The following is a 20460-nucleotide window of genomic DNA, read 5'->3' on the forward strand; positions in this document are numbered from 1 at the left end:
TTATTAACACCCCTTAGCGAATAGAATTCGTCATGCCGACCTATCGATCCAAAACCTCCACCCAAGGACGCAATATGGCTGGTGCCCGCGCTCTCTGGCGTGCCACCGGAATGCAGACCGAAGATTTCGAGAAGCCCATCATTGCAGTTGCCAACTCCTTTACTCAATTCGTACCCGGTCACGTTCACCTCAAGGATCTGGGTCAATTGGTGTGCCGTGAGATTGAAGCCGCAGGTGGTGTCGCCAAGGAATTCAACACCATCGCCGTGGATGATGGCATTGCTATGGGTCATGACGGGATGCTCTACAGTCTGCCCTCGCGGGAGATCATCGCCGATTCGGTTGAGTACATGGTCAACGCCCATTGTGCCGACGCCCTAGTCTGCATTTCCAATTGTGACAAAATCACTCCCGGTATGTTGATGGCAGCCCTGCGTCTCAACATTCCCACCGTATTTGTTTCCGGTGGTCCGATGGAAGCGGGCAAGACCAAGCTCTCAGACCACAAACTGGACTTGGTGGACGCTATGGTAGTTGCCGCCAACGACAATATCAGCGACGAGATTGTCGAAGAATATGAGCGTTCCGCCTGCCCAACCTGTGGCTCTTGCTCCGGCATGTTCACCGCCAACTCCATGAACTGTCTCACTGAAGCCATTGGTCTTTCCTTACCGGGCAACGGCACCGTGCTGGCGACCCATTTCGACCGTAAAGATCTGTTCCTCAACGCGGCGCGAACCATTGTCAGCATTACCCGCCGCTACTATGAGCAGGACGATGAATCGGTACTGCCCCGCTCTATCGCTAGTTTCAAAGCGTTTGAAAATGCCTTGATGCTGGATATCGCGATGGGGGGATCGACTAACACCATTTTGCACTTGCTTGCCGCCGTCCATGAAGCCGGTGTTGATTTCACCTTGTCCGACATCGATCGCCTCTCGCGCCAGGTTCCCCAACTCTGCAAAGTGGCACCGAATACCCAAAAGTATCATATAGAAGATGTCCACCGTGCTGGCGGTATTCCTGGTATTCTTGGTGAGCTAGATCGTGCTGGCCTGCTCCACACCGACGTGCCGACGGTTCACAGTAAGACAATGAAAGAAGCGCTCGATCGCTGGGATGTCATGCGTACCGATGACGAAGCTGTCCACACCTTCTTCAAGGCTGGTCCGGCGGGGATTCCCACTCAGCAAGCATTCAGTCAATCGACCCGCTGGCCTTCACTCGACCTAGACCGGGAAAACGGCTGTATCCGTAGCGTCGAAAACGCCTACAGCACCGAGGGCGGACTGGCTGTACTCTACGGCAACCTAGCTGAGCGCGGCTGTATTGTGAAGACGGCAGGCGTAGACGAAAGCATTCTGGTGTTTGAAGGTAAGGCACGCATTTATGAAAGTCAGGATGCCGCTGTCAAAGGAATTCTCAACGATGAAGTGGAACCAGGTGACGTAGTGATTATTCGCTATGAAGGCCCGCGCGGTGGCCCTGGTATGCAGGAAATGCTCTATCCGACCAGCTACCTTAAATCCAAGGGTCTGGGTAAGGCTTGTGCCTTATTGACCGACGGTCGCTTCTCCGGCGGGACTTCGGGACTCTCGATTGGTCATGTCTCTCCGGAGGCGGCAGCGGGGGGCAACATTGCTCTGGTCAAGGACGGCGATCGCATCCGGATCGATATCCCCAATCGCAGCATTAACGTAGAGCTATCGGCGGAAGAACTAGCCAACCGTCGGGTTGCAATGGAAGCGTTGGGCAAAGATGCCTGGAAGCCTGCACAGAAGAGGCAGCGGCGGGTAACAGCGGCGCTCAAGGCTTATGCACTGCTGGCAACTAGCGCGGATCAAGGTGCGGTACGAAACCTGGCAGTACTCGAATCGGAGGTTATTCAGCTCAGATAGAAATCAGGAAAATCCAGGATTAAACGCTTACGAGTCGGATTTCATCCCCTCCTTAAAAGGCAGGGGTTCTCATCCTCCCGCATTACCTTGATAAACTGGATAATTATAGGGTGATGGATTGGATGAGACGAGTGCCGTTGTGGGTTTTGTTCTTACTGAGTCTATTCTTATGGATGGGGCTGATTGGTATCAAGCAGACGTTTCCCTTAAGGGCGCAACAGCCCTTGACGCCCCCAGCGACTCACACCCATACCCCTTTAGTGCTGTCTCAGACCAAGGTAAAATCTAGCTCTGACTCGGAATTAGAGGCGTTTGACAAGCTAGTCGCAGACACGGAAAAGTTAGAAGGGCTGTTTAACCTTTACCGCAATCAGGAGACAGCTAAAATTTACCTGGAAGTAAAGCCCCAACAGTTGAACAAAAACTACCTTGCCACTGTAACGATGGAATCGGGCATCGGCGAACGAGGGCTATACAGTGGAGTTCCGCTACAAACTTGGCTGTTCTACTTCCGCCGCATGAATAACAATTTACACTTCGTTGTGCGGAATGTGAATTTTCGTGCTGAACCGGGCGATCCTCAAGTGCGATCGCTTGATCGCTCATTTAGCGATTCTGTTCTTTACTCGCTTCCGATTAAAAGCATTCATCCGAATCAAGAGACAATTCTCATCGATTTGGGTGACTTGATGCTCACCGATTTTCCAGGATTAACCCCTTTCTTAGAAGACGCCTTGAGAGGAAACTACCAACTTGATGCGGACAAGTCTTATTTCGGTACAGCCAAAGCTTTTCCAGCGAATGTTGAGATTGAATCAATTTATGGATTCTCTTTAAATTCTGGCGAAGGTGACTACTTGCCAACGCTTCCCGATAACCGCGCCCTTACCCTTCGCGTTCGCTACAGTCTCTCTCAGCTTGAGCCAAATAACAGCTACCGTCCGCGCCTAGCGGACGAACGTGTTGGTTATTTTTTAACCACTTATCAAGACTTCTCCAACCCTAAACGTCGCGATTCATTTGTACGCTATATCAACCGTTGGCATTTAGAAAAACAAGACCCAAAAGCGCCCTTATCTCCCCCGAAAAAACCAATTGTGTTTTGGATCGAAAACGCCGTGCCTTTAGAATACCGCCAAGCGATTCGGGAAGGGGTACTAATGTGGAACAAAGCCTTTGAGAAGGCGGGATTTCAAGATGCCATTCAAGTAGAACAAATGCCCGATAATGCCGATTGGGACGCGGCGGATGTGCGATACAACACCATTCGCTGGTTCAATTCTTTAGATGGGTTTTTTGCTAGAGGGCCGGCACGAGTGAACCCCTTAACCGGAGAAATCTTAGATGCTGATATCGTCGTAGATAGTGGTTTAGTACGTGACATGCAGCAGGATTTTCGCCGTTTGGTGGAACAGAATCAAGGGCAGAAGAATTCGTTGCTCTCAACTTTGATGGGAGGGGGTAATCTTTGCCCATCCGTGATGGATCGCTCATCTGCATCCAAAAAAACGTCTGTTTTATCACAATTAGCAAAAGACCACGACCTTTGCTATGGCAGGGAGTCAATTCAGCAGTCTGCAATTGATCGATTGGGATTGTCTTTGCTTTCTTCTAGTACCCAACTTAGGAGTGAGCAAATGAAAGAATATGTGGATCAGCGCTTGCGTTGGGTGATTGCTCACGAAGTCGGACATACTCTGGGTTTGCGTCACAACTTTCGGGGCAGCACACTGCTTGCACCCCAGGAATTGAATAATACCAAGGTCACTCAGACAAAAGGTTTAGTCAACTCGGTGATGGATTACTTGCCGATTAACCTGGCAGCCCAAGGAACACCGCAGGGAGACTATTTTCCCGTTGCGGTTGGTGTTTATGATCAGTGGGCAATTGAGTATGGCTATAAACCCAGTGGTGCCATTTTTGCTCAAAGGGAACGACGGTTTTTAGAGGAGATTGCCCAGCGTTCCACCAACCCAGATCTCGCCTATGCAACGGATGAGGATATCTTTGATCTGAACCCTGATGCCAATCGTTGGGATATGAGTAGTGATGTCCTGACTTATTCTCAAACCCAATTGGATAATGCACGAGCCATGTGGGCACGCCTGGAAAAGCGTTATCCCAGTCGTGGTGAAAGTTACAGCGAACTCAGCGAACTGTTTGATACGGTGTTCTGGCATTATTTCCAGAACGTCTATTTCATCACAAAATATATTGGGGGACAGTCGTTTTATCGCAACCATGCAGGAGATCCGAATGGGAGATTACCTTTTGAAGCGGTACCGGTGGCAAAGCAACGAGAGGCACTCTCCGTGTTGCAAAAATACGTGTTTGCCGCAGATGCGTTCCAGTTTTCACCTCAGTTATTGAATAAGTTAGCGCCATCGCGGTGGAGAGATTGGGGCAATGACTTGAAGATCGAGCGATTGGATTACCCGATTCACCAGAGTATTTTCTTTTTGCAAAGTCAGGTGTTGGGAGATTTGCTTTCGGGCGATCGCCTCACTCGTTTACAAGATATTGAACTCAAGAGTCCTGCTGATCAAGCGTTGACCCTGCCAGAATTGTTTAAAACCTTGGAAGATAGTATTTGGACAGAGGTACTCCAACCCGACGACAAATCTCTTTCGATCTCCAGTATTCGCCGCTCATTGCAACGGAGTTACCTGAATCAATTAACGAGTATGGTATTGCGGACAGATAATGTGCCGGAAGATGCCCGAACCCTCGCTTGGTATCGATTACGCCAGTTGCAAGGAAGCCTCAATGGTACACTCAGAAGGCACGGTGGAGAGATGGATACTTACACCAAAGCTCACTTGGAAGAAACGCGATCGCGCATCCGTAAAGCGTTGGATGCCCAGCTCCAAGCCCAGTAAGCACAGGAGCACAGGAGCTGAGGAATTGATCGGATACTCATTTGTGATTAAAATTACCATCGGCGGGCTGTGATTGGTATGGCACCTGAGTTATATTTTCATCAAACCATCAGGAACAAGAGTTCAAAGTTCCGATAAATTTTCTGACTAGATTCGATAAAGCGTCAAATAAGTCGCGTTTTCTCGCTTTCAATATAGATAGGTACTGTGGTTAACGACTGCACACAGAGTAGACCTTTGTGCCTCAAGGACGCTTCGCATACTCCAGGATATATGTTTACCAAAGAAAACACTCTCTCCACGGAGCTCAAAGGACAACGCACTTTGGCAGCGATTATCTTTACAGATGTCGTCAGCTATAGTGCAATGATGGCAGCCAACGAAGAGTACACCCTGGACTTGCTCCGCCGGGACTTCAAAGTCATGAAACAACTGTGTCAGCAGTTTGAAGGCAAAGTCCTCAAAACCATTGGTGACGCGCTGCTGATGTACTTCCCTAGTGCTGTGAAAGCCGTCGCTTGCGCCAAAAAAATTCAATCCAGTTTTGCTGAATTAGCCGCTAACCTCGCTCCAGAAGAAGTTCTAATTCATCGGATTGGCGTTCATTTAGGGGATGTGTTTTTCAATGGCACCGATGTCATGGGTGACGGGGTGAATGTGGCGGCACGGCTGCAATCAGAAGCCCAACCCGGTGGGATTTGTATGTCTCAGACCGTCTATGATGTGGTGAAAACTCCCCTGGCTCTAACCGCTACTGACTTGGTGCCCAAAAAGTTAAAAAATATTCCCGGTTCAGTTTTGGTCTACCAAATTCCCCCAATCCACCCTACACCTTTTACAGCTCCATTCGAGCTGGAATCGATGGATTCAGAAGGGAATAGCCAAGAGTCCGAGTTAGTCATTTACTCCTCTGGGCAATGGGTTTTGTTACATGAACATTTCTTCCAAATCGAAACGTATAGTCAAAATGTCAATGGCAAGCTGATTATCCAAATTCCCTCTAGAACTACCCAAGATGATGCGGCAATCCAAGCCCTTCGTCCTAAGCTTGAACACTCACCCCTGCTCAAATTCGCTTATCAAAATGACGGTTTTCTGGTTAAGGTCAAGAGTGTAGAATCGATATCTAGGGGGGATTGTAAACTCTGGACAGTCACACTTGAACCCAAACCTGTCAAGTTAGATAGTAAGGCGTTGGAGCAATCCTACAAAGGACGCAAGCAATTCTATACAGCCGATGATATTGCAACCTTAAAAGCAAGGCGGTTATTACTCAATGACCCACCCAAGTTGCAAATGCTGCAAGACGCTCAAGTTTTCAGTCCTGCTTTAGCTGAACGGGCCCTGTTGGAAAAATTAATTCAAAGCAGCGCAACGACAATTAGTATTCAAGATTGTGTGCTTCAATCGTTGTATTCACAATACAAAGACCAGCCTAAGATGTTCTTAGAAAAGGCGCGACTCCAAGCTATTTTCTATCTCAAAGCAGCGGGTGTAGTAGAACAAGTGATGGAGTTATCGTTAGGCTCGATTGGTCAAGGTAAGCTACACGTTCGGTTTTGTGGGAAACGGCAGCAAGTTTATGCGGGAATTGAACCTGCGACCATTGAAATTGAAGGAGACTGTTTGCTGGTTAGCAGGAGTTGAATCAGTTGAGGTGAGCAGCCTGATTACAAGGCAGAGCATCAACAATATCAGCTATAGGGTCAATTTTGTTAAGCAAATTATAGGGAGCGCACTTACCATCGCTTTTAATTCAATCTCGTTGGTCATGCTAATCCCCAATCACCATTACTGAACCGACGCTCTAGGGAGCTGGGGAGCACAGGAGATGGGAAGTCCGATAATTATTTTTCAGACTCCCCACATGCCTAGTATTCAGGCAATCACGCCTTTAACTGATGTACGATTGCAACTCAAAATCACGAGTTAAAGTAGCCAATACCTGATTAATTAGAAGGTACTTAGCGTCGAAATGGGTTAGAGCTCTCTTGGTTTTGTGCTTTATCTTCGTCTAAAGCATTAGCACTTTTCTTGGCTGTTTCTGGATACACCGAGCCAAATTGTTTGATGGCTTGTGCTGATTCTTCCGCAATATTCTGAAGTCGTTCACCAGGAGCGTCTTCCGTTTCGCGAGCTTCTTCATACCACTCATTGGTGGTTGTGGGTCTTACGGACTCACCTTCCTTAGCTAAGGCTTTGTTATTACCCAAAGCAGCAAGATTGTTTGTCAGCACTAAAAAACCGATGATAACCACAGCAAAAAAACGCTTGACCTGAAGTCCCTGAAACCAAGAACTGATGTGAACGAACGCGCTAGAAATCAAATTTTTCATGCTAATACTCCATGAGTTCATTAAAGAGGATTCTCACAGTTTAGGAATATCATTGGCTCACTCGAAACTCAGTTAATCCTAGAAAAACTGAACTTAGTTTTTACCTGCAATTCACGGAATAAATGAATTGTAGATTAGTGATGAAATCGGATTAGAAAGACACCGATGTTCCAGCCAATTAACATTTGTAAACCTAAATCTAAGATTAACAGCCAAAAATTAATTCCTCCTCTAACAGAAGTCAGAGCTAATTTCTGTGTAATTTATCCTCGATTGAGTGACTCAAAAAGCTATCGATGGTCTTAGATAATCCTTTCAGGGTAAGCTCTCGCCGTATTTTGATTGATCTCGGTCATGCCAGTTGGAGCGCTCATAGAGCGGCGGACTGACTCATCCTTACTCATCCTTATGGAATATTTTTGATAGCTTGGAAATCTCCAACCTTCAGCAGATCATTTTTCCCAGTCGTCTTAGTTGTCACTTCGCTTACCCTTATAAGCGTAAAGTTAAGATTGTGAGCTGTCTCGCTGTTCGCCGGAGTGAACAGAATGTCTTTCACTCGTTCATCCCAATGAAATCTCTATTCTCCTAAGAGGCGTGTGTGTTTTCAGGTCTTTCCCAAACCAACTCTCGTCAAAGAAAAATTGTTAACGTAGTTCTCCGGCACGGTTGGGGTTATATGCGAGTACTTCTGTTGGGAGGGAAAGCACAAGAACCCTCACTGCCACCGCCTAGGGTGCTGTGCAATATTTTGGTGGATCTTGGTCCTGTCTACGTGAAGCTGGGACAACTGCTCAGTACGCGACCTGATTTGTTACCTCCGCCCTATATTGAAGCCTTAACATCCCTGCAAGCGGAAGTCCCGCCCGTGGATTGGCAGGCCGTAGAAGCCGTTATCCGCAAGCAGCTTCAAAAACCAATCGAAGAAACCTTTGCCATTATTCATCGCCAGCCTGTTGCTGCCGGCTCCATTGCCCAAACCCATCGCGCCACGCTGATTGATAGACGAGAGGTGGCCTTAAAAATTCAACGACCGGGCATTGACCGAGTGGTTGAGCAGGATATTCGGTTGCTTCGCGGCTTGGCACGGTTAGTCAATCGCACTCAGGTAGGACGGTATTACAATCTACTCTCTATTGTTGAAGAATTCGCGACGGCGCTGCGGGCGGAACTCAATTTTACCCAAGAAGCCAGTTCCACTGACCTACTGAGGCGCAATCTCTCCAAGAGTAATTGGTTCGATCCCCAACAATTAGTGCTTCCAGAAATTTACTGGGATTTAACCAGTGAAAAGTTACTCGTTATGGAGTGGCTTCATGGAGTTCCCCTTTTAGCGGGTGATTTTAAGGGAACAAACTACGGTGGAGATGGCCAAGCGGAACGCCGAGCCATTGCCGATTTAATTGTCCGAGCTTATTTTCAACAATTTTATATCGATGGCATTTTTCATGCCGACCCTCACCCCGGAAATTTGTTTTATTTGGATTCAGGGCGTATTGCTCTGATTGATTTTGGCATGATGGGGCGTTTAGATCCCCGCACGCAACAAATTTTGATCGAGCTTATTTTAGCGATCGCCAATTTAGATGGCAAGCGATGTAGCCAATTAACGTTAGAGTTGGCGGAGTCTACTCAACCCGTCAATCTTTCTCACTTAGAAAATGATTTTGACCGATTGCTGCGACGATACTACAACCTAAACTTAGCGGCAATTAACTTTAGCCAGTTGATCTATCAAGTCTTACAAATTGCCCAGAAACACCAAATTCGTGTTCCGAGCAACATGGGCTTGTATGCGAAAACTCTCGCCAATCTGGAAGGAGTGGCTCGTCAACTCAACCCGGATTTCAATTTGGTCGAGCAAGTTAAACCCCTGATGGCAGATTTATTCCGACAACGATTAATTGGACATGCTCCCTTACAAGACCTTTTAAGGGCAGCCCTCGACATTAAAACCTTATCCCTCGATGCTCCTCGCCAATTGGAGATGTTATTAGATCGGGTAACTTCGGAAACATTGCAATGGAACGTTGCCGTGCGAGGGTTAGAACCGTTTCGCCGCACCCTCGATGCTGTAGGAAATCGACTCACATTCGGAATTGTGACAGCCGCTATCCTGATTGGTGCTGCCATGATTTTTGCCCGAGCCCCCAGTAATCCAATTTTTTATTGGGTTAGTGGTAGTCTCTTTGTCGCCGCTAGCCTAATCGGCTTGTGGTTAATCGTCAGTATGATTAGAAGCGGGCGAATTAAGTAAGACTAATTTATCGCAGTTGCCAAGGTGATTAGGACAGAGCAAAATTCTGAAACCTTGACCAGACAATCTTTTGCCTTCTGCCTACTCCTGCCCAGAACGCTGCGCGAACTGCCTTTTGCCTTCTGCCTTCTGCCTCCTCACGCGAGAGCTCCGGTGCCTTTTACTATAAGTTAGGGGTCAATGGGTGCATCCCCCTTTTGTCACAAAACCAGGCGATGGGAAATAGCGGTTACTCAAAATGCTTTTCCCACTATCAACTCGAAAGATCCGATTTTCTTAGGAGGTTTTGATACCCTTAAACCGTTCTTGGGCTACCTTAAACGCATCTTGCATCACCAACTGAATTTTTTTGGGATCGGGTTTTTTACCCCCCATTAAATCCCCGAAGTAAACGCAGGCTCCTTCCCCTAGTGCCCAGGTGTAAGCAGCAGCCCAAGAAGCGGCAATCACACTGCCAAAACCAGGGATAAATTTGACTAATTCTCGTCCAACTGCCCTAGCGAGGAAGCCACTGGCGATCGCACTTACCACCCCTCCTGCTTGTGATGGGGTCAGTGTTTGCCCATACAATCGCCCCAACAAACCCACCATTGAGACTTGTAACGCTGTCAACACGGGCATACTGGCAAATGGTACAGGTACAGCCTCTAGGGCGGCTGCCATGATCGCAAAAGCCAACATGTAACGACGACCAACATCTCGGTAGAGGTTGCCCAGTTGTTTGCCAACTTCTTCTCGATCCAATAACTGATAAATCGCACGGGCTTCCGCTTCTGGGAGGAGGTCGGCTAGGGAATTCGAGAGTGCCTCTAAGCCATAAAATACAGGATTATAGCCGTCTTCTTCCAGGGTGAAATCAATTAAGACGGCGCGATCGCTAATTCCGGTAAAGGCGTCCTGAATCGCACTGAAGGCTCGGTTAACCTCCTCATAATCGGGTGGATAGGCTGGATGATCGTCGGTACCGGGCGGATAAACCTCATGCAAGCACGTTACCACGAGGAGACAGGGAATTTCGGGATATTGCTGACGCAGTTGAGTGGCAATGTGTCGCAGTGTATCAGTGGCAAAATCATTGATTTTAACGGTTAGAATCAGGACTCTAGCGCGGCGTGTTTCCTGTTGCAGATCGCCTACTAGTTCCTGAATAATCACCTGAGTATCCTGGTTTACATCTCCCAGTCCCACCGTATCGGTAAAAATCAGCAACGGCAAATCACTGGAGGGATAGGCATAACGTTCGGTGTGTTGCGTATGGGGACGAAAACCCTGTCCCACAATCTCCGCAGAAACCCCCGTTAGTCCCCGCACAATCGAGCTTTTTCCCGCTTGAGGCTTCCCAATCAGGAGGGCTTCTGTGGTGGGCAGTTCGGCACGAACCGTCTCCAATATCTCTGCCACCTGTTCTTCGCTGACGCTAAACCACTGACTCACGGTTTGAGCGAGTTGGTCTACAGGTAAGAGTTGCACCAAACGTGTTGTTGTGTTGTTCCAGATACCGGAAATGCGGTTTTTCCAGGAATCGTCAACCGACTTAGTCGTCACGCTCTGAGTTGGTTCACTCAACGGCTGAGAATTATCTGACGGCAACTCAGTTTCATCTGGCTCAGTCATTGGCATAATAACGGTTCATGGATTTCAGTGAGTTCGGGATCAGGAGGGGTGGCGCAGATAATGTTGAAAGTGCCGAATTTTCGACTTACCTGACTCTCCATGCCTAAATATTACCTTCAACCGCCAGAAGGCTCCCATCTCCCCATAAAAAATCGCTCTCAGGGATTAGTGTTAACTCAGTTGTGCGATCACGTTTCGGATGGCAGTGGTGATCGCATTTTCTGGCATCCCATTAAGCATTTGCTGGCTGTGTTGAGCTAAAAATTGTTTGAGGAATAGGTCTTTTTTAGCTTCAGTGAGAATGACTTGCTTAATCAGTTCAGTTTGCATCTCTTGGCGTTGGCATGATGCTAAGTGTACATGGCGTTCTCCTCGAAGTGAGGTTGGCGTTCATTTCTGCTGATTTTTTACCTGTACTAACTAACCACACTCAACATATTCTGGAATTTTTATGGCAACTTTTAAATGGATCGGTAACGGCACAACTAATAACTGGACAGAGGCAGCAAACTGGAGCCTCGTTAGTGGAACAGGATCAGATGCAGACGGTATTCCTGATACAGATGATGTGGCGTCTTTTGATGGGACATCGACCAAAAATGCCACTATTAATGCCAATTTCAGTATTCAAAACCTTCAGGTGGCTGCTGCTTATACAGGAAGCATTAGCCTGGGTTCAAATACACTTGCGGTTTCAGGGGGATTTGCGATCGCCAATGCCAGCAGTTTTGACTCAGGGACAGGAACCGTCCGTTTTACGGGAAATCAGACTGTAGACAGCACAGCAGCACTGTACAACCTGGAAGTTGCGGCTGCTACTGGGAGTCTAACTCTAGTGAAAGATTTGGTGGTCAACAACGACCTGACCATCACCGATGTCAGTCAAATTGTTGGCAATGGTGGCACGTTCAACATCAAGGTGAGTGGAGATGTCATTACCAACGATGCCAACTTTAGCAACACCAACTCGGCTATTCAACTAGTAGGCAGCACCGACCAAAGTATCAGTGGCACTGGGGTACTGGTGAATCTCGATGTTGCCAAAACGGGTGGCGATGTTCTACTTACCGATGACCTGCGATTACGCGGTGGCACACTCTCCGGTTCAGGTCAGCTCAAAAATGCTGGCGGTAATGCTGGCGGTAAGGTGATCTTTGGAGAGCCAAGTAACTTTCTGAACGACAGTTATACCAGTAATTTCACTGGGTCTATTGATGATGTTGAGTTGAAGTTTCACTCAGGTTCTAACTTCATCCTGAGTAAGGACTTGGTGGTTAACAATGACCTCACCATCAGCGAGATTGGTGGAATTACAGGCAATGGTGGCACATTCAACATCAAGGTGAGTGGAGATGTCATCACCAACGATGCCAACTTTAGCAACACCAACTCGGCTATTCAACTGGTAGGCAGCACCGACCAGAGCATCAGTGGCACTGGGGTGCTGGTGAATCTCGATGTTGCCAAAACGGGTGGCGATGTTCTACTTACCGATGACCTGCGATTACGCGGTGGCACACTCTCCGGTTCAGGTCATCTCAAAAATTTCCACTGTTTTCAATGGGCTGTTTAGCGACCCGGATGCAGGCGCAAGCCTTAGCGGTGTTGCAGTGGTTGGGAATACCGCAAATACAACTACACAAGGAACATGGCAATACTCTACAAATGGTACGAACTGGTTTGATGTGGGCACAGTTGCAGATGGTGCAACGGCTCTGGCATTGTCTGCGGGTAGCGCGGTGCGGTTTGTTCCCGTTACCAATTACAACGGCGCTCCCCCGGCTTTAACTGTTCGAGCGATTGATAACACTTATAGCAGTGGGTTTACCAGTGGCGGTACTCGCGTCAATGTGAATACGGGTACGAATGGGGGAACAACCGCAATTTCTGCTACCACCAATACCATCAACACCAGCATTTCGGCAGTCAACGATGCTCCAACCCTGACTAATGCGATCGCCGATCAACTAGCTGCCCTAAGTACTGCTTTCACTCTCCCCTTACCTGCCAACACCTTTGCAGATTTAGATGGGGATACCCTCACTTACACCGCAACGCTAGAAAACGGTAATCCCTTCCCCAGTTGGCTTATCTTCAATGCCGCAAATCAAACCTTTAGCGGAACTCCGACCACAGCAAATGCGGGCGGACTGAATATCAAAGTCACTGCAACTGATCCATCAGGAGCATCGGCAAGCGATATCTTTGTGCTTACCGTTGCCAACATTATTACCAACGCCAATATTGCTACCCCCATTGCGACTTTGGGCATACTCGGTGAAACCATCTCTACTACTGCCAATGTGACAATCAACTCTGGCGGTCTTCTCAAGATGGATGGGAAAAACCTAGCGACCACGAACACGATTAATCTCAGTGGTGGGGCGATCGAAAACACCAAAGCCGTGACCGCCTCTACTCTTAATGTCTCTAACGGCAGCAGCTTCACCATTGATGCTGATGACTCCTTTACTAATGTCGGTGCAGGTGGTACCGGGACAGTTCTAACCATTGCATCAGACAAGATCGGCAACCTTCTGGACATCAACGTCAACGCAACGGCTACATCTCTGGTTGATCTGGATGTGACAAGCAAGGTGAACGTTGGTGGGGGTGGAGTTTTAAACCTTAACGGTAATGACCTCAGCAGCAGCAACCTCAATGCCACCGACGCAGAAAACACCCCTGCTCAACTGACCTACACTGCCAGCAATGTCACCAATGGTCAATTCGAGTTCATCGCGGCTCCTGGTGTTGCCATTACCAGCTTTACCCAGGCAGACATCAACAATGGAGCAGTACAGTAGACATCTCCGAAAATAGCCAAAAGCAGTCTCTGACTGCTTTTGAAGTATTTAACGCAGCCGGGTAATTTGAACCATTTCAACGTTTTTATTAGGGCTACAGCTAATTCAAATCAATAATTATCCCAAATATATCTATTTTTTATCTAAAATGTTTATCGATTTAGTCGCAGACTGAGCTATTTATAAATAACGTCCCAATCCTTAATCTGACTAATCCACACACTAGAAGAATTATTCTCTGATAACTCTTGGCTCTTAGGCGAAACCTTTCTTGGGCTACACGGAAAATCTTTAGTAATCTAATTACGTGTTCAACAAATATTCTCTCACTCGCTTTCTCTCGATTTTTTTGTTTTTCTTCTTGGCTTAATTCCCTGGCTCTCGGCTTTTTTTGAGGAGTTTCTATTTGGACTTCTCCTATATAGCCTTTATCTCCTTTGAATTTTTGTGTTGGAGCTAACTTGGATTGACCTTCTCTCCAAATATTTATGTCGCTAGTCGGCCCTGGCTTTCCCACTATAACATCTACAATCTCTTGTCCATTTGGTGTGACAATTAATTGATTTTTCAAAGTATGGTTTTTCTTTTTGCCTGAATAAAACTTTTTTTGTTCTTGATAGTCCTTGGGTCTCGGTATTGGCTGTTCACAGCTATCCACTATTAACTCCAACTCGGCGAGAATTTCTTGCACCCATTTATACTCACCGGGATTTTTTTTTACTTGTTCCAGCAGACTAGCAGGCAGCAATTCCCTCAATAGCTCTGACCAGTAGTGAAATATGTCATTCGCTGTTGATTCACTAACTCCGAACTGGACTCCTAGCATCTGGAATGTTGGCTCCGGGTGTAGATATACCAAAGTTAATATTATTTGGTCTTTGACTGATAGTTTTGGTCTTCTACCTCCTCCTGCCTTGTTTATCCTTACTTTTCTTTGCTCAATCTCGATATCTTTCTGTTGATGTAATAATTCAGCGGCAGCTATTAATTGCTGTAACTGTTCGTACTCTAGTCCAATTAATCGTTTACTTTCTTGTTGATTTTTTTCAAGGTACTCTGGTATATTACTCATTTTACTGTAAAAATTAAAAAGTAAATTATAATATTACCACTTTATTTTCGGTTTTTAATTATATTTCGGAGATGTCTTTTTAACTCGTTCAAAGTCAGTTTCTGGCAAAGACGGACGCAGGCAGAGATAGATTAGTGGGCCAAACAGAGGTACCAGCGCCACCGCCCAAAAGATACGAGCATCTATAAGACCTCGCCTTGCCATGTCATCATCAAACAATGAGGTTAAGGGAAATATTAGACACATTAAACAAAAATCCAGACTGATCAGGTGAACGAAGTGCACAGTCTGGAATTGCTGAATGTAATCACCCCAATCTCCAGCTAGGATAGCGTAGGCGAATAGACCAATGGTAATCAGTAGGAGAGAAACACCCGTTGATCGCCTATCTAAAATTCGCAACCACTTATCCTTTTTTCCAGAGAATTCTTGATTCGGTTTCCGTAAAATTAAATAGGGCAATAGACAAATTACTCCGGTTCCATTTGACCCTATAAAATAAGGCCAAACCCGAAAGTTTTGCATTTTACCATCAACAAACATCAGGCAAGCATAGATCATTGGCCAGACACCCATGAGCCAGAAAATAGCAAAGAGGATAGCGTTAACGTCTCCCCACTGAAACGTTAATAGCTTTTTGACCGTAGGCCAGGTATCGGGTTTATCGAGGGGGGCTAGTCCTATAGTGTAGGTGACAAATCCCACCCATATTAAAAACAAGACAACTTTTCTAACCATTATCATAATTTAACTTCATCCTTTCATACGCTAATCATTCACTCAAAGTCCCTAATTTTTTGCTAAAAATGGAATAAACATCTTAACCGTAGGCTTGTCCGTTAATTCACTGTAAGGGTGATACGGAATAAATTACGTCTGTCTTTAGTCAAGTTTCAGCCTATAAATTCTGAAGCGTATCTCTTGCCTCTCCTGGTTGCGATCGCTGAAATATACCTTCATTTCCAGGATTCTTTTCACGAGTGTATTAATCGTGAAAGTTATCTTTTTTACAGTTGAGTGTAATAAGAAAAATATTTCCCTAGTTAGATACATCCATGGATTCAGAAAAACTAAACTTTATTCTTCTTGCTGCAATATTAGATTTCAGGTAAAAGAAAGGCGGTTTGATGGCTAGCTCAATTGAATTTCAATTATTTGCTCCTCGTAACCAGGGAGCTGCCCTATTCGGTTCTTTTGCTGACGGGAAAGAAATACCGATGCAAAAAGGGAAGGATGGCTATTTCCGGACTCAGGTTGAGCTAGAAGATGGTGTCTATCAATATAAATTTCGCGTCCAAACCAAAAGCCCCCATTTTGAACCCGCTCAATGGATAGAAGTCATCGACCCCTACGCAACAGACGTTGATGAAACAAAAAAAATAGGTATGGTGCGAATCAAAGATGGTCAACGAATCGTTGATACATATACTTGGCAACATGATGATACTTTGTTGCCTAATAATCAAGAAATAGTCATCTATGAAATGCACGTTGCCGATTTTTCAGGCGGTGAGAATGACTCTAACAAACGGGGAAAATATCTAGATGTGATCGCAAAGTTAGATTATTTGTGCGAACTCGGAATTAATGCGATCGAATTAATGCCAGTGAATGAGTATCCGGGGGATTATAGTTGGGGCTATAAAGTACGTCATTATTTTGCTACCGAATCCAGCTACGGCTCCACAGAAGATTTAAAGCGGTTGATTGATGAATGCCATGGCAGGGGAATTCGCGTTTTCCTAGATGGGATTTATAATCACACGGATGAAGAATGCCCATTAATGCTGATTGACCGCAATTATTGGTACTACGAACATAGGCACTATCCGGAAGACCCTGCAAATTACTGGGGGCCAGAGTTTAACTACGATAACTACGACGAAACCTTAGATGTTAAACCAGCATGGAAATTTGTCGGGGATGTAGTGCGTTACTGGGTTCAGGAGTATCACATTGATGGAATTCGTTTTGATGCGGTGCGCCAATTGGCGAACGATGAATTTCTGGATTGGCTAGCTAAACAAGCGAAGAAACATGCTGTACCTAAGCCGTTTTATAATATTGCTGAAAATATCCCCGATACAAGTAAAATTACCACACCCGAAGGGCCATTAGATGCCTGTTGGCATGAAAGTTTTCACTACTTTATGATTCCTCATATTTGTGGTGAAACATTTGATTTAGAGAAGCTCAAAGAAGTTTTAGACCCCAAGCGGCAGGGTTATGAATCTACGACGAATGTCATCAATTATTTAGCAACCCATGATCGCGAACATCTGTTCAGAGAATTAGGTGAGCGCGGAATCTTTGACGAAGCCGCATTTAGACGAGCCAAGTTTGCCGCTGTCTTATTAATGACGGCAATGGGAGTGCCAATGCTGTGGATGGGAGAAGAGTTTGGTGAGCATAAGCGCAAAAGTGAAAAGGTAACTCAGCCGAAGAAAATTGCATGGCCTTTGTTGGAAAGAGACTTAAATCGAGATTTATTCGAGTATTACAAAAAACTCATTGCCCTACGCAAACAACATCCAGCGCTTCAAGGGGACTATATTGAGTTTTTTCACGAAAATCCAGAGGCTAAAGTGCTAGCCTACGTTCGTGGAAGTGATGCGAGTTCTCGTGTTGTTGTCATTACCAATTTCTCTGATACTGTTCTCAATCAGTATCCTGTCCCTAATTTCCCAGCTTCTGGGAGTTGGTATGAGTGGATGGGCAACTCTGACGTAGAAGCGGGAGAAGAGGGCATCCGGATTGATATCGGAGGCTACGAAGCAAAAGTTCTGGTTTGTCAATGAGCGACCTATGACTCATGACCCATGACCCAATTCTCAACTTCAGGTTCATGCATCATGATATCCTGATGGTTGCGACCGGCTCCCCAGCGTCTTGTTACAACGGAGGTTGGCGCTTTTCCCACCCCTTTCGAGCCTATATAGCAGCCTATCTGCCATGTTCTCATCTGAATTTCCCCAAGAGAATGGGTCATCCGGTAACCCTAGCGTTACGTTAACGGATGAAGCTGGACGATCGCTTAGTTGTTACATTGAGCATTCCCTGGAAGTAGAGGGTAGTGAATACCTTCTTCTCTTGCCTGTAGACGCACCCGTCGAAATTGTGGCATGGGATGAAACCGAAGATGAAGAAGAAGCAGATGCCACTCTCATTGAAGACGACGCTGAGATTGATCTGATCTTCTCGGATGCCCAAGCCGTGTTGGCTGAACAAAATCTGACGCTCAAGCGCACAGCCTATACTCTCACGGTGGAAGGTGAACTGCCTGCTGTGGATGAAGAGGAGATTCTCACCATAGAAATAGAAGAAGACGAGGTCGAATTAGAGCCAGAGCAATTCCAATATCTGGCAAGCTTCTATCATGAAGAACAGGAGTATGGAATTTACACTCCCCTCGACCCCCTGCTATTTTTTGCACAACGGGACAAAACGGGTCAACCTGTGTTGCTTTCCCCAGAGGAGTTCAAAAAAGTGCAGCCCTTACTCGAAGAATTGCTCTTTGATGAGCTTGAATAGAGCCAAGCTGATCCCAGGGCGCTAAAACCTCTCAGGGGAAAGTGATTATTTACGGCACCAGGTTATGAAAGCGGTCAGTAGCATATCCAAATGGTTATTTTATCTGGCTCTCCTGCCAGCAGTCCTCTTAATCGGTGCATGGCAGGGGTGGGAGTGGTGGAGCTGGGCACAGTCACCTGTGATCAGTCCATCCTCAAGTGCCGGGGAGGATAAAGCCGTACAAATTCAGATTCCCCCAGGAACAGCGGCTCAGAAGATTGGCAAAGATTTGGAAGCGGCGGGTGTGATTCGTTCTTACCAAGCTTGGAAACTTTGGACGTATTGGCTCAGGTTTCAGGATAATCAGGGCGGCTTTAAAGCGGGGACTTATAAGCTATCACCCACACAACCCCTAACCGCGATCGCCGACAAAATTTGGGCGGGTGAGGTGATGCAAGTCTCCTTCACCATTCCCGAAGGTTGGTCGCTCCAGCAAATGGCGACTTACTTTGAATCCCTAGGGTACTTCAAAGCGCAAGACTTTCTCAATGCCGCCAGCCAAATTCCCAAGGATAAGTACCCCTGGTTACCCGATAACTTACCCCATCTCGAAGGGTTTTTGTACCCAGACACCTATCAGTTGCCGAGTGATGGCATGTCTGCCCCACAAGTCATCCAACAAATGCTCAGCCGCTTTGAGCAGGTGGCGCTACCCTTGTACGAACAGGGAAAAAATCAAACTAAACTTAGCCTGTTCCAGTGGGTTACCTTAGCCAGCATTGTGGAGAAAGAAGCCGTAATTCCTACCGAACGCCCACGCATTGCTGGTGTTTTTACCAGCCGCTTACAAAAAGGGATGAGACTCGAAACCGATCCAACGGTTGAGTATGGGTTAGGCATTCGACAAACCATGAATCAACCCCTAACCTTTGCCCAGGTGAAAACCCCTTCTCCCTACAACACCTATCTCAACCCTGGACTCCCGCCGACACCCATTGCGAGTCCAGGTGTAGAGAGCTTAAAAGCCGCTCTTTATCCCGAAAAGACCGATTATCTTTTCTTCGTTGCTCGGTATGATGGCTCTCACGTTTTTAGTAAAACTCTAGCCGAACACGAAGCCGCTACAGCGGCGATTCGCAAACAAATTAATTCCCAACAAAAACCCGCCTCTTAATTGCTCCGTCACAAGCGCCGATTGAGTCGTATATTTCCTCGACTTGTGAGTCCGAGAATGTTTGGTTGATTACCCTTATATAAAAGGGGAAGATTCCAAATGTGCAAGCTTTAGAGAATGGTGAGGAAAGTTTTTTATATCTAAAAGCACCCCAGCTCCCCTACTCCCCCACGCCCCAGCTCCCCTGCTACCCAGCTCCCCTGCCGATCCTAGAAATTAATCAATCCTCATGTCTTGGCTATCTTACTTACAACCTAATTTAATTCTCGGTGGCCCTATCCTCGGTCTCACCCCAGAAATCTTACAAAACTATCAAATTAGAGGTTTAGTGCTGGATGTTGATGAAACCTTAGTCCCTTTACGCTCCAAAGAGGCGTCTGCGGAACTCAGAGAGTGGGTAGAGCAAATCCGACAAGTGGTGTCTTTGTGGCTAGTTAGTAACAATCTCAGCGAGAGTCGAATTCGCAGTATTGCTAATTCCCTCGATTTGCCTTACATCTTGGCAGCTAGCAAACCCTCGCGGCGAAAGTTAAAACAAGCCGCAGCGGCGATGAATCTCCCTGTAGAGCAAGTCGCTATGGTGGGCGATCGCTTGTTCACGGACGTGCTGGCTGGCAACCGTCTGGGGATGTTCACCATCCTCGTTGAACCGATGGTAGACCCCAGTGTCACTGCGCCTTCCTATCCAACTCGTGACTTTGAAGTTTGGCTGACCCAAGCCTTAGGTGTTTCAATCTCAGCGCAGCAACAAAACTTAAACAAACATGACGAATCAAGAGAATCCGAAATATAAAGAAAACATTACGATAGTATAAACTCTCACAAAGTCATGAGATATTTACATTAGTTCAAATGGGGTCAGCAAATATAAAGACCCTAAACATATTAAAATCCTAATAAATTTCTAGAGTGT

The 20460-nt window shown here is 46.4% G+C and carries 16 protein-coding genes; 10 read left to right on the forward strand and 6 right to left on the reverse strand.

Translation table 11 applies throughout. The annotated features are described in order from the left end of the window. Positions 1-32 precede the first annotated feature (32 nt). From ilvD to MIC7113_RS33230, 3 genes are all read left to right on the forward strand, one after another. The gene (gene ilvD / locus MIC7113_RS10945; protein ID WP_015182223.1) at positions 33-1898 is read left to right on the forward strand and encodes a dihydroxy-acid dehydratase; all 1866 of its coding nucleotides are present in this window, start codon (positions 33-35) and stop codon (positions 1896-1898) included. A gap of 122 nt (positions 1899-2020) precedes the next feature. Further along, entirely contained in the window at positions 2021-4777 is a 2757-nt protein-coding gene (locus MIC7113_RS10950; RefSeq protein ID WP_015182224.1) for a zinc-dependent metalloprotease, read from the forward strand. A gap of 273 nt (positions 4778-5050) precedes the next feature. Next, entirely contained in the window at positions 5051-6424 is a 1374-nt protein-coding gene (locus MIC7113_RS33230) for an adenylate/guanylate cyclase domain-containing protein (protein WP_051055659.1), read from the forward strand. A 317-nt stretch (positions 6425-6741) separates the two neighbouring features. Here the strand turns inward: MIC7113_RS33230 and MIC7113_RS10960 are convergent, their stop codons facing one another. After that, positions 6742-7113 carry a hypothetical protein gene (locus tag MIC7113_RS10960; protein WP_015182226.1) on the reverse strand — a complete coding sequence of 124 codons (372 nt, stop codon included), beginning with the start codon at positions 7111-7113 and terminating at the stop codon, positions 6742-6744. 601 nt (positions 7114-7714) lie between these two features. Between MIC7113_RS10960 and MIC7113_RS10965 the strand changes: the two genes are divergently transcribed. Then, entirely contained in the window at positions 7715-9370 is a 1656-nt protein-coding gene (locus MIC7113_RS10965) for an ABC1 kinase family protein (RefSeq protein ID WP_015182227.1), read from the forward strand. 276 nt (positions 9371-9646) lie between these two features. Here MIC7113_RS10965 and MIC7113_RS10970 read toward each other — a convergent pair whose 3' ends face one another. Further along, positions 9647-10984, reverse strand: coding sequence for a YcjF family protein (locus tag MIC7113_RS10970; RefSeq protein WP_015182228.1), 1338 nt, complete (start codon positions 10982-10984; stop codon positions 9647-9649). 171 nt (positions 10985-11155) lie between these two features. Then, a complete protein-coding gene (locus MIC7113_RS36220) occupies positions 11156-11314 on the reverse strand; it encodes a hypothetical protein (protein ID WP_015182229.1) in 159 nt (52 codons plus the stop codon). A 121-nt stretch (positions 11315-11435) separates the two neighbouring features. On the opposite strand from MIC7113_RS36220, the gene MIC7113_RS36225 reads away from it, so the two are divergent. Continuing rightward, positions 11436-12557, forward strand: a complete 1122-nt coding sequence (locus MIC7113_RS36225; RefSeq protein ID WP_041780004.1) for a hypothetical protein — start codon at positions 11436-11438, stop codon at positions 12555-12557. Then, on the forward strand, positions 12442-13791 hold the full coding sequence (locus tag MIC7113_RS10980; protein ID WP_081594645.1) for a putative Ig domain-containing protein: 1350 nt from the start codon (positions 12442-12444) through the stop codon (positions 13789-13791). The genes MIC7113_RS36225 and MIC7113_RS10980 overlap by 116 nt, the downstream gene beginning before the upstream one ends. Before the next feature lie 160 nt (positions 13792-13951). Here the strand turns inward: MIC7113_RS10980 and MIC7113_RS10985 are convergent, their stop codons facing one another. After that, on the reverse strand, positions 13952-14863 hold the full coding sequence (locus tag MIC7113_RS10985) for an IS5/IS1182 family transposase (RefSeq protein WP_015180904.1): 912 nt from the start codon (positions 14861-14863) through the stop codon (positions 13952-13954). Positions 14864-14917: 54 nt separating this feature from the next. Continuing rightward, positions 14918-15607 (reverse strand): hypothetical protein, encoded by a 690-nt coding sequence (locus MIC7113_RS10990; RefSeq protein WP_015182230.1) that lies wholly within the window; start codon positions 15605-15607, stop codon positions 14918-14920. A 383-nt stretch (positions 15608-15990) separates the two neighbouring features. On the opposite strand from MIC7113_RS10990, the gene MIC7113_RS10995 reads away from it, so the two are divergent. Then, complete coding sequence (locus MIC7113_RS10995; protein ID WP_015182231.1) at positions 15991-17661, forward strand: alpha-amylase family glycosyl hydrolase; 1671 nt, start codon at positions 15991-15993, stop codon at positions 17659-17661. Positions 17662-17666: 5 nt separating this feature from the next. On the opposite strand, the gene MIC7113_RS36230 is transcribed toward MIC7113_RS10995, so the two are convergent. Next, complete coding sequence (locus MIC7113_RS36230) at positions 17667-17825, reverse strand: hypothetical protein (protein ID WP_155897978.1); 159 nt, start codon at positions 17823-17825, stop codon at positions 17667-17669. On the opposite strand from MIC7113_RS36230, the gene MIC7113_RS11000 reads away from it, so the two are divergent. From MIC7113_RS11000 to MIC7113_RS11010, 3 genes are all read left to right on the forward strand, one after another. Continuing rightward, entirely contained in the window at positions 17816-18394 is a 579-nt protein-coding gene (locus tag MIC7113_RS11000; RefSeq protein ID WP_015182232.1) for a DUF3727 domain-containing protein, read from the forward strand. The genes MIC7113_RS36230 and MIC7113_RS11000 overlap by 10 nt on opposite strands. 64 nt (positions 18395-18458) lie before the next feature. Continuing rightward, a complete protein-coding gene (mltG, locus tag MIC7113_RS11005; RefSeq protein ID WP_015182233.1) occupies positions 18459-19547 on the forward strand; it encodes an endolytic transglycosylase MltG in 1089 nt (362 codons plus the stop codon). Positions 19548-19776: 229 nt separating this feature from the next. Further along, positions 19777-20340 carry a YqeG family HAD IIIA-type phosphatase gene (locus tag MIC7113_RS11010; RefSeq protein WP_015182234.1) on the forward strand — a complete coding sequence of 188 codons (564 nt, stop codon included), beginning with the start codon at positions 19777-19779 and terminating at the stop codon, positions 20338-20340. The last annotated feature ends 120 nt before the right edge of the window (positions 20341-20460 follow it).

The sequence above is a fragment of the Allocoleopsis franciscana PCC 7113 genome (assembly GCF_000317515.1).
Taxonomy (GTDB): domain Bacteria; phylum Cyanobacteriota; class Cyanobacteriia; order Cyanobacteriales; family Coleofasciculaceae; genus Allocoleopsis; species Allocoleopsis franciscana.

Bases quoted from the DNA above. Each gene is read 5' to 3' on its own strand.
- mltG (WP_015182233.1), top strand. From the start codon at position 18,459: ATGAAAGCGGTCAGTAGCATATCCAAATGGTTATTTTATCTGGCTCTC.
- MIC7113_RS10960 (WP_015182226.1), bottom strand. From the start codon at position 7,113: ATGAAAAATTTGATTTCTAGCGCGTTCGTTCACATCAGTTCTTGGTTT.
- MIC7113_RS10995 (WP_015182231.1), top strand. From the start codon at position 15,991: ATGGCTAGCTCAATTGAATTTCAATTATTTGCTCCTCGTAACCAGGGA.
- ilvD (WP_015182223.1), top strand. From the start codon at position 33: ATGCCGACCTATCGATCCAAAACCTCCACCCAAGGACGCAATATGGCT.
- MIC7113_RS11010 (WP_015182234.1), top strand. From the start codon at position 19,777: ATGTCTTGGCTATCTTACTTACAACCTAATTTAATTCTCGGTGGCCCT.
- MIC7113_RS10980 (WP_081594645.1), top strand. From the start codon at position 12,442: ATGTTGCCAAAACGGGTGGCGATGTTCTACTTACCGATGACCTGCGAT.
- MIC7113_RS10990 (WP_015182230.1), bottom strand. From the start codon at position 15,607: ATGATAATGGTTAGAAAAGTTGTCTTGTTTTTAATATGGGTGGGATTT.
- MIC7113_RS10985 (WP_015180904.1), bottom strand. From the start codon at position 14,863: ATGAGTAATATACCAGAGTACCTTGAAAAAAATCAACAAGAAAGTAAA.
- MIC7113_RS10950 (WP_015182224.1), top strand. From the start codon at position 2,021: ATGAGACGAGTGCCGTTGTGGGTTTTGTTCTTACTGAGTCTATTCTTA.
- MIC7113_RS10970 (WP_015182228.1), bottom strand. From the start codon at position 10,984: ATGACTGAGCCAGATGAAACTGAGTTGCCGTCAGATAATTCTCAGCCG.
- MIC7113_RS11000 (WP_015182232.1), top strand. From the start codon at position 17,816: ATGTTCTCATCTGAATTTCCCCAAGAGAATGGGTCATCCGGTAACCCT.
- MIC7113_RS36230 (WP_155897978.1), bottom strand. From the start codon at position 17,825: ATGAGAACATGGCAGATAGGCTGCTATATAGGCTCGAAAGGGGTGGGA.
- MIC7113_RS33230 (WP_051055659.1), top strand. From the start codon at position 5,051: ATGTTTACCAAAGAAAACACTCTCTCCACGGAGCTCAAAGGACAACGC.
- MIC7113_RS36225 (WP_041780004.1), top strand. From the start codon at position 11,436: ATGGCAACTTTTAAATGGATCGGTAACGGCACAACTAATAACTGGACA.
- MIC7113_RS36220 (WP_015182229.1), bottom strand. From the start codon at position 11,314: ATGCAAACTGAACTGATTAAGCAAGTCATTCTCACTGAAGCTAAAAAA.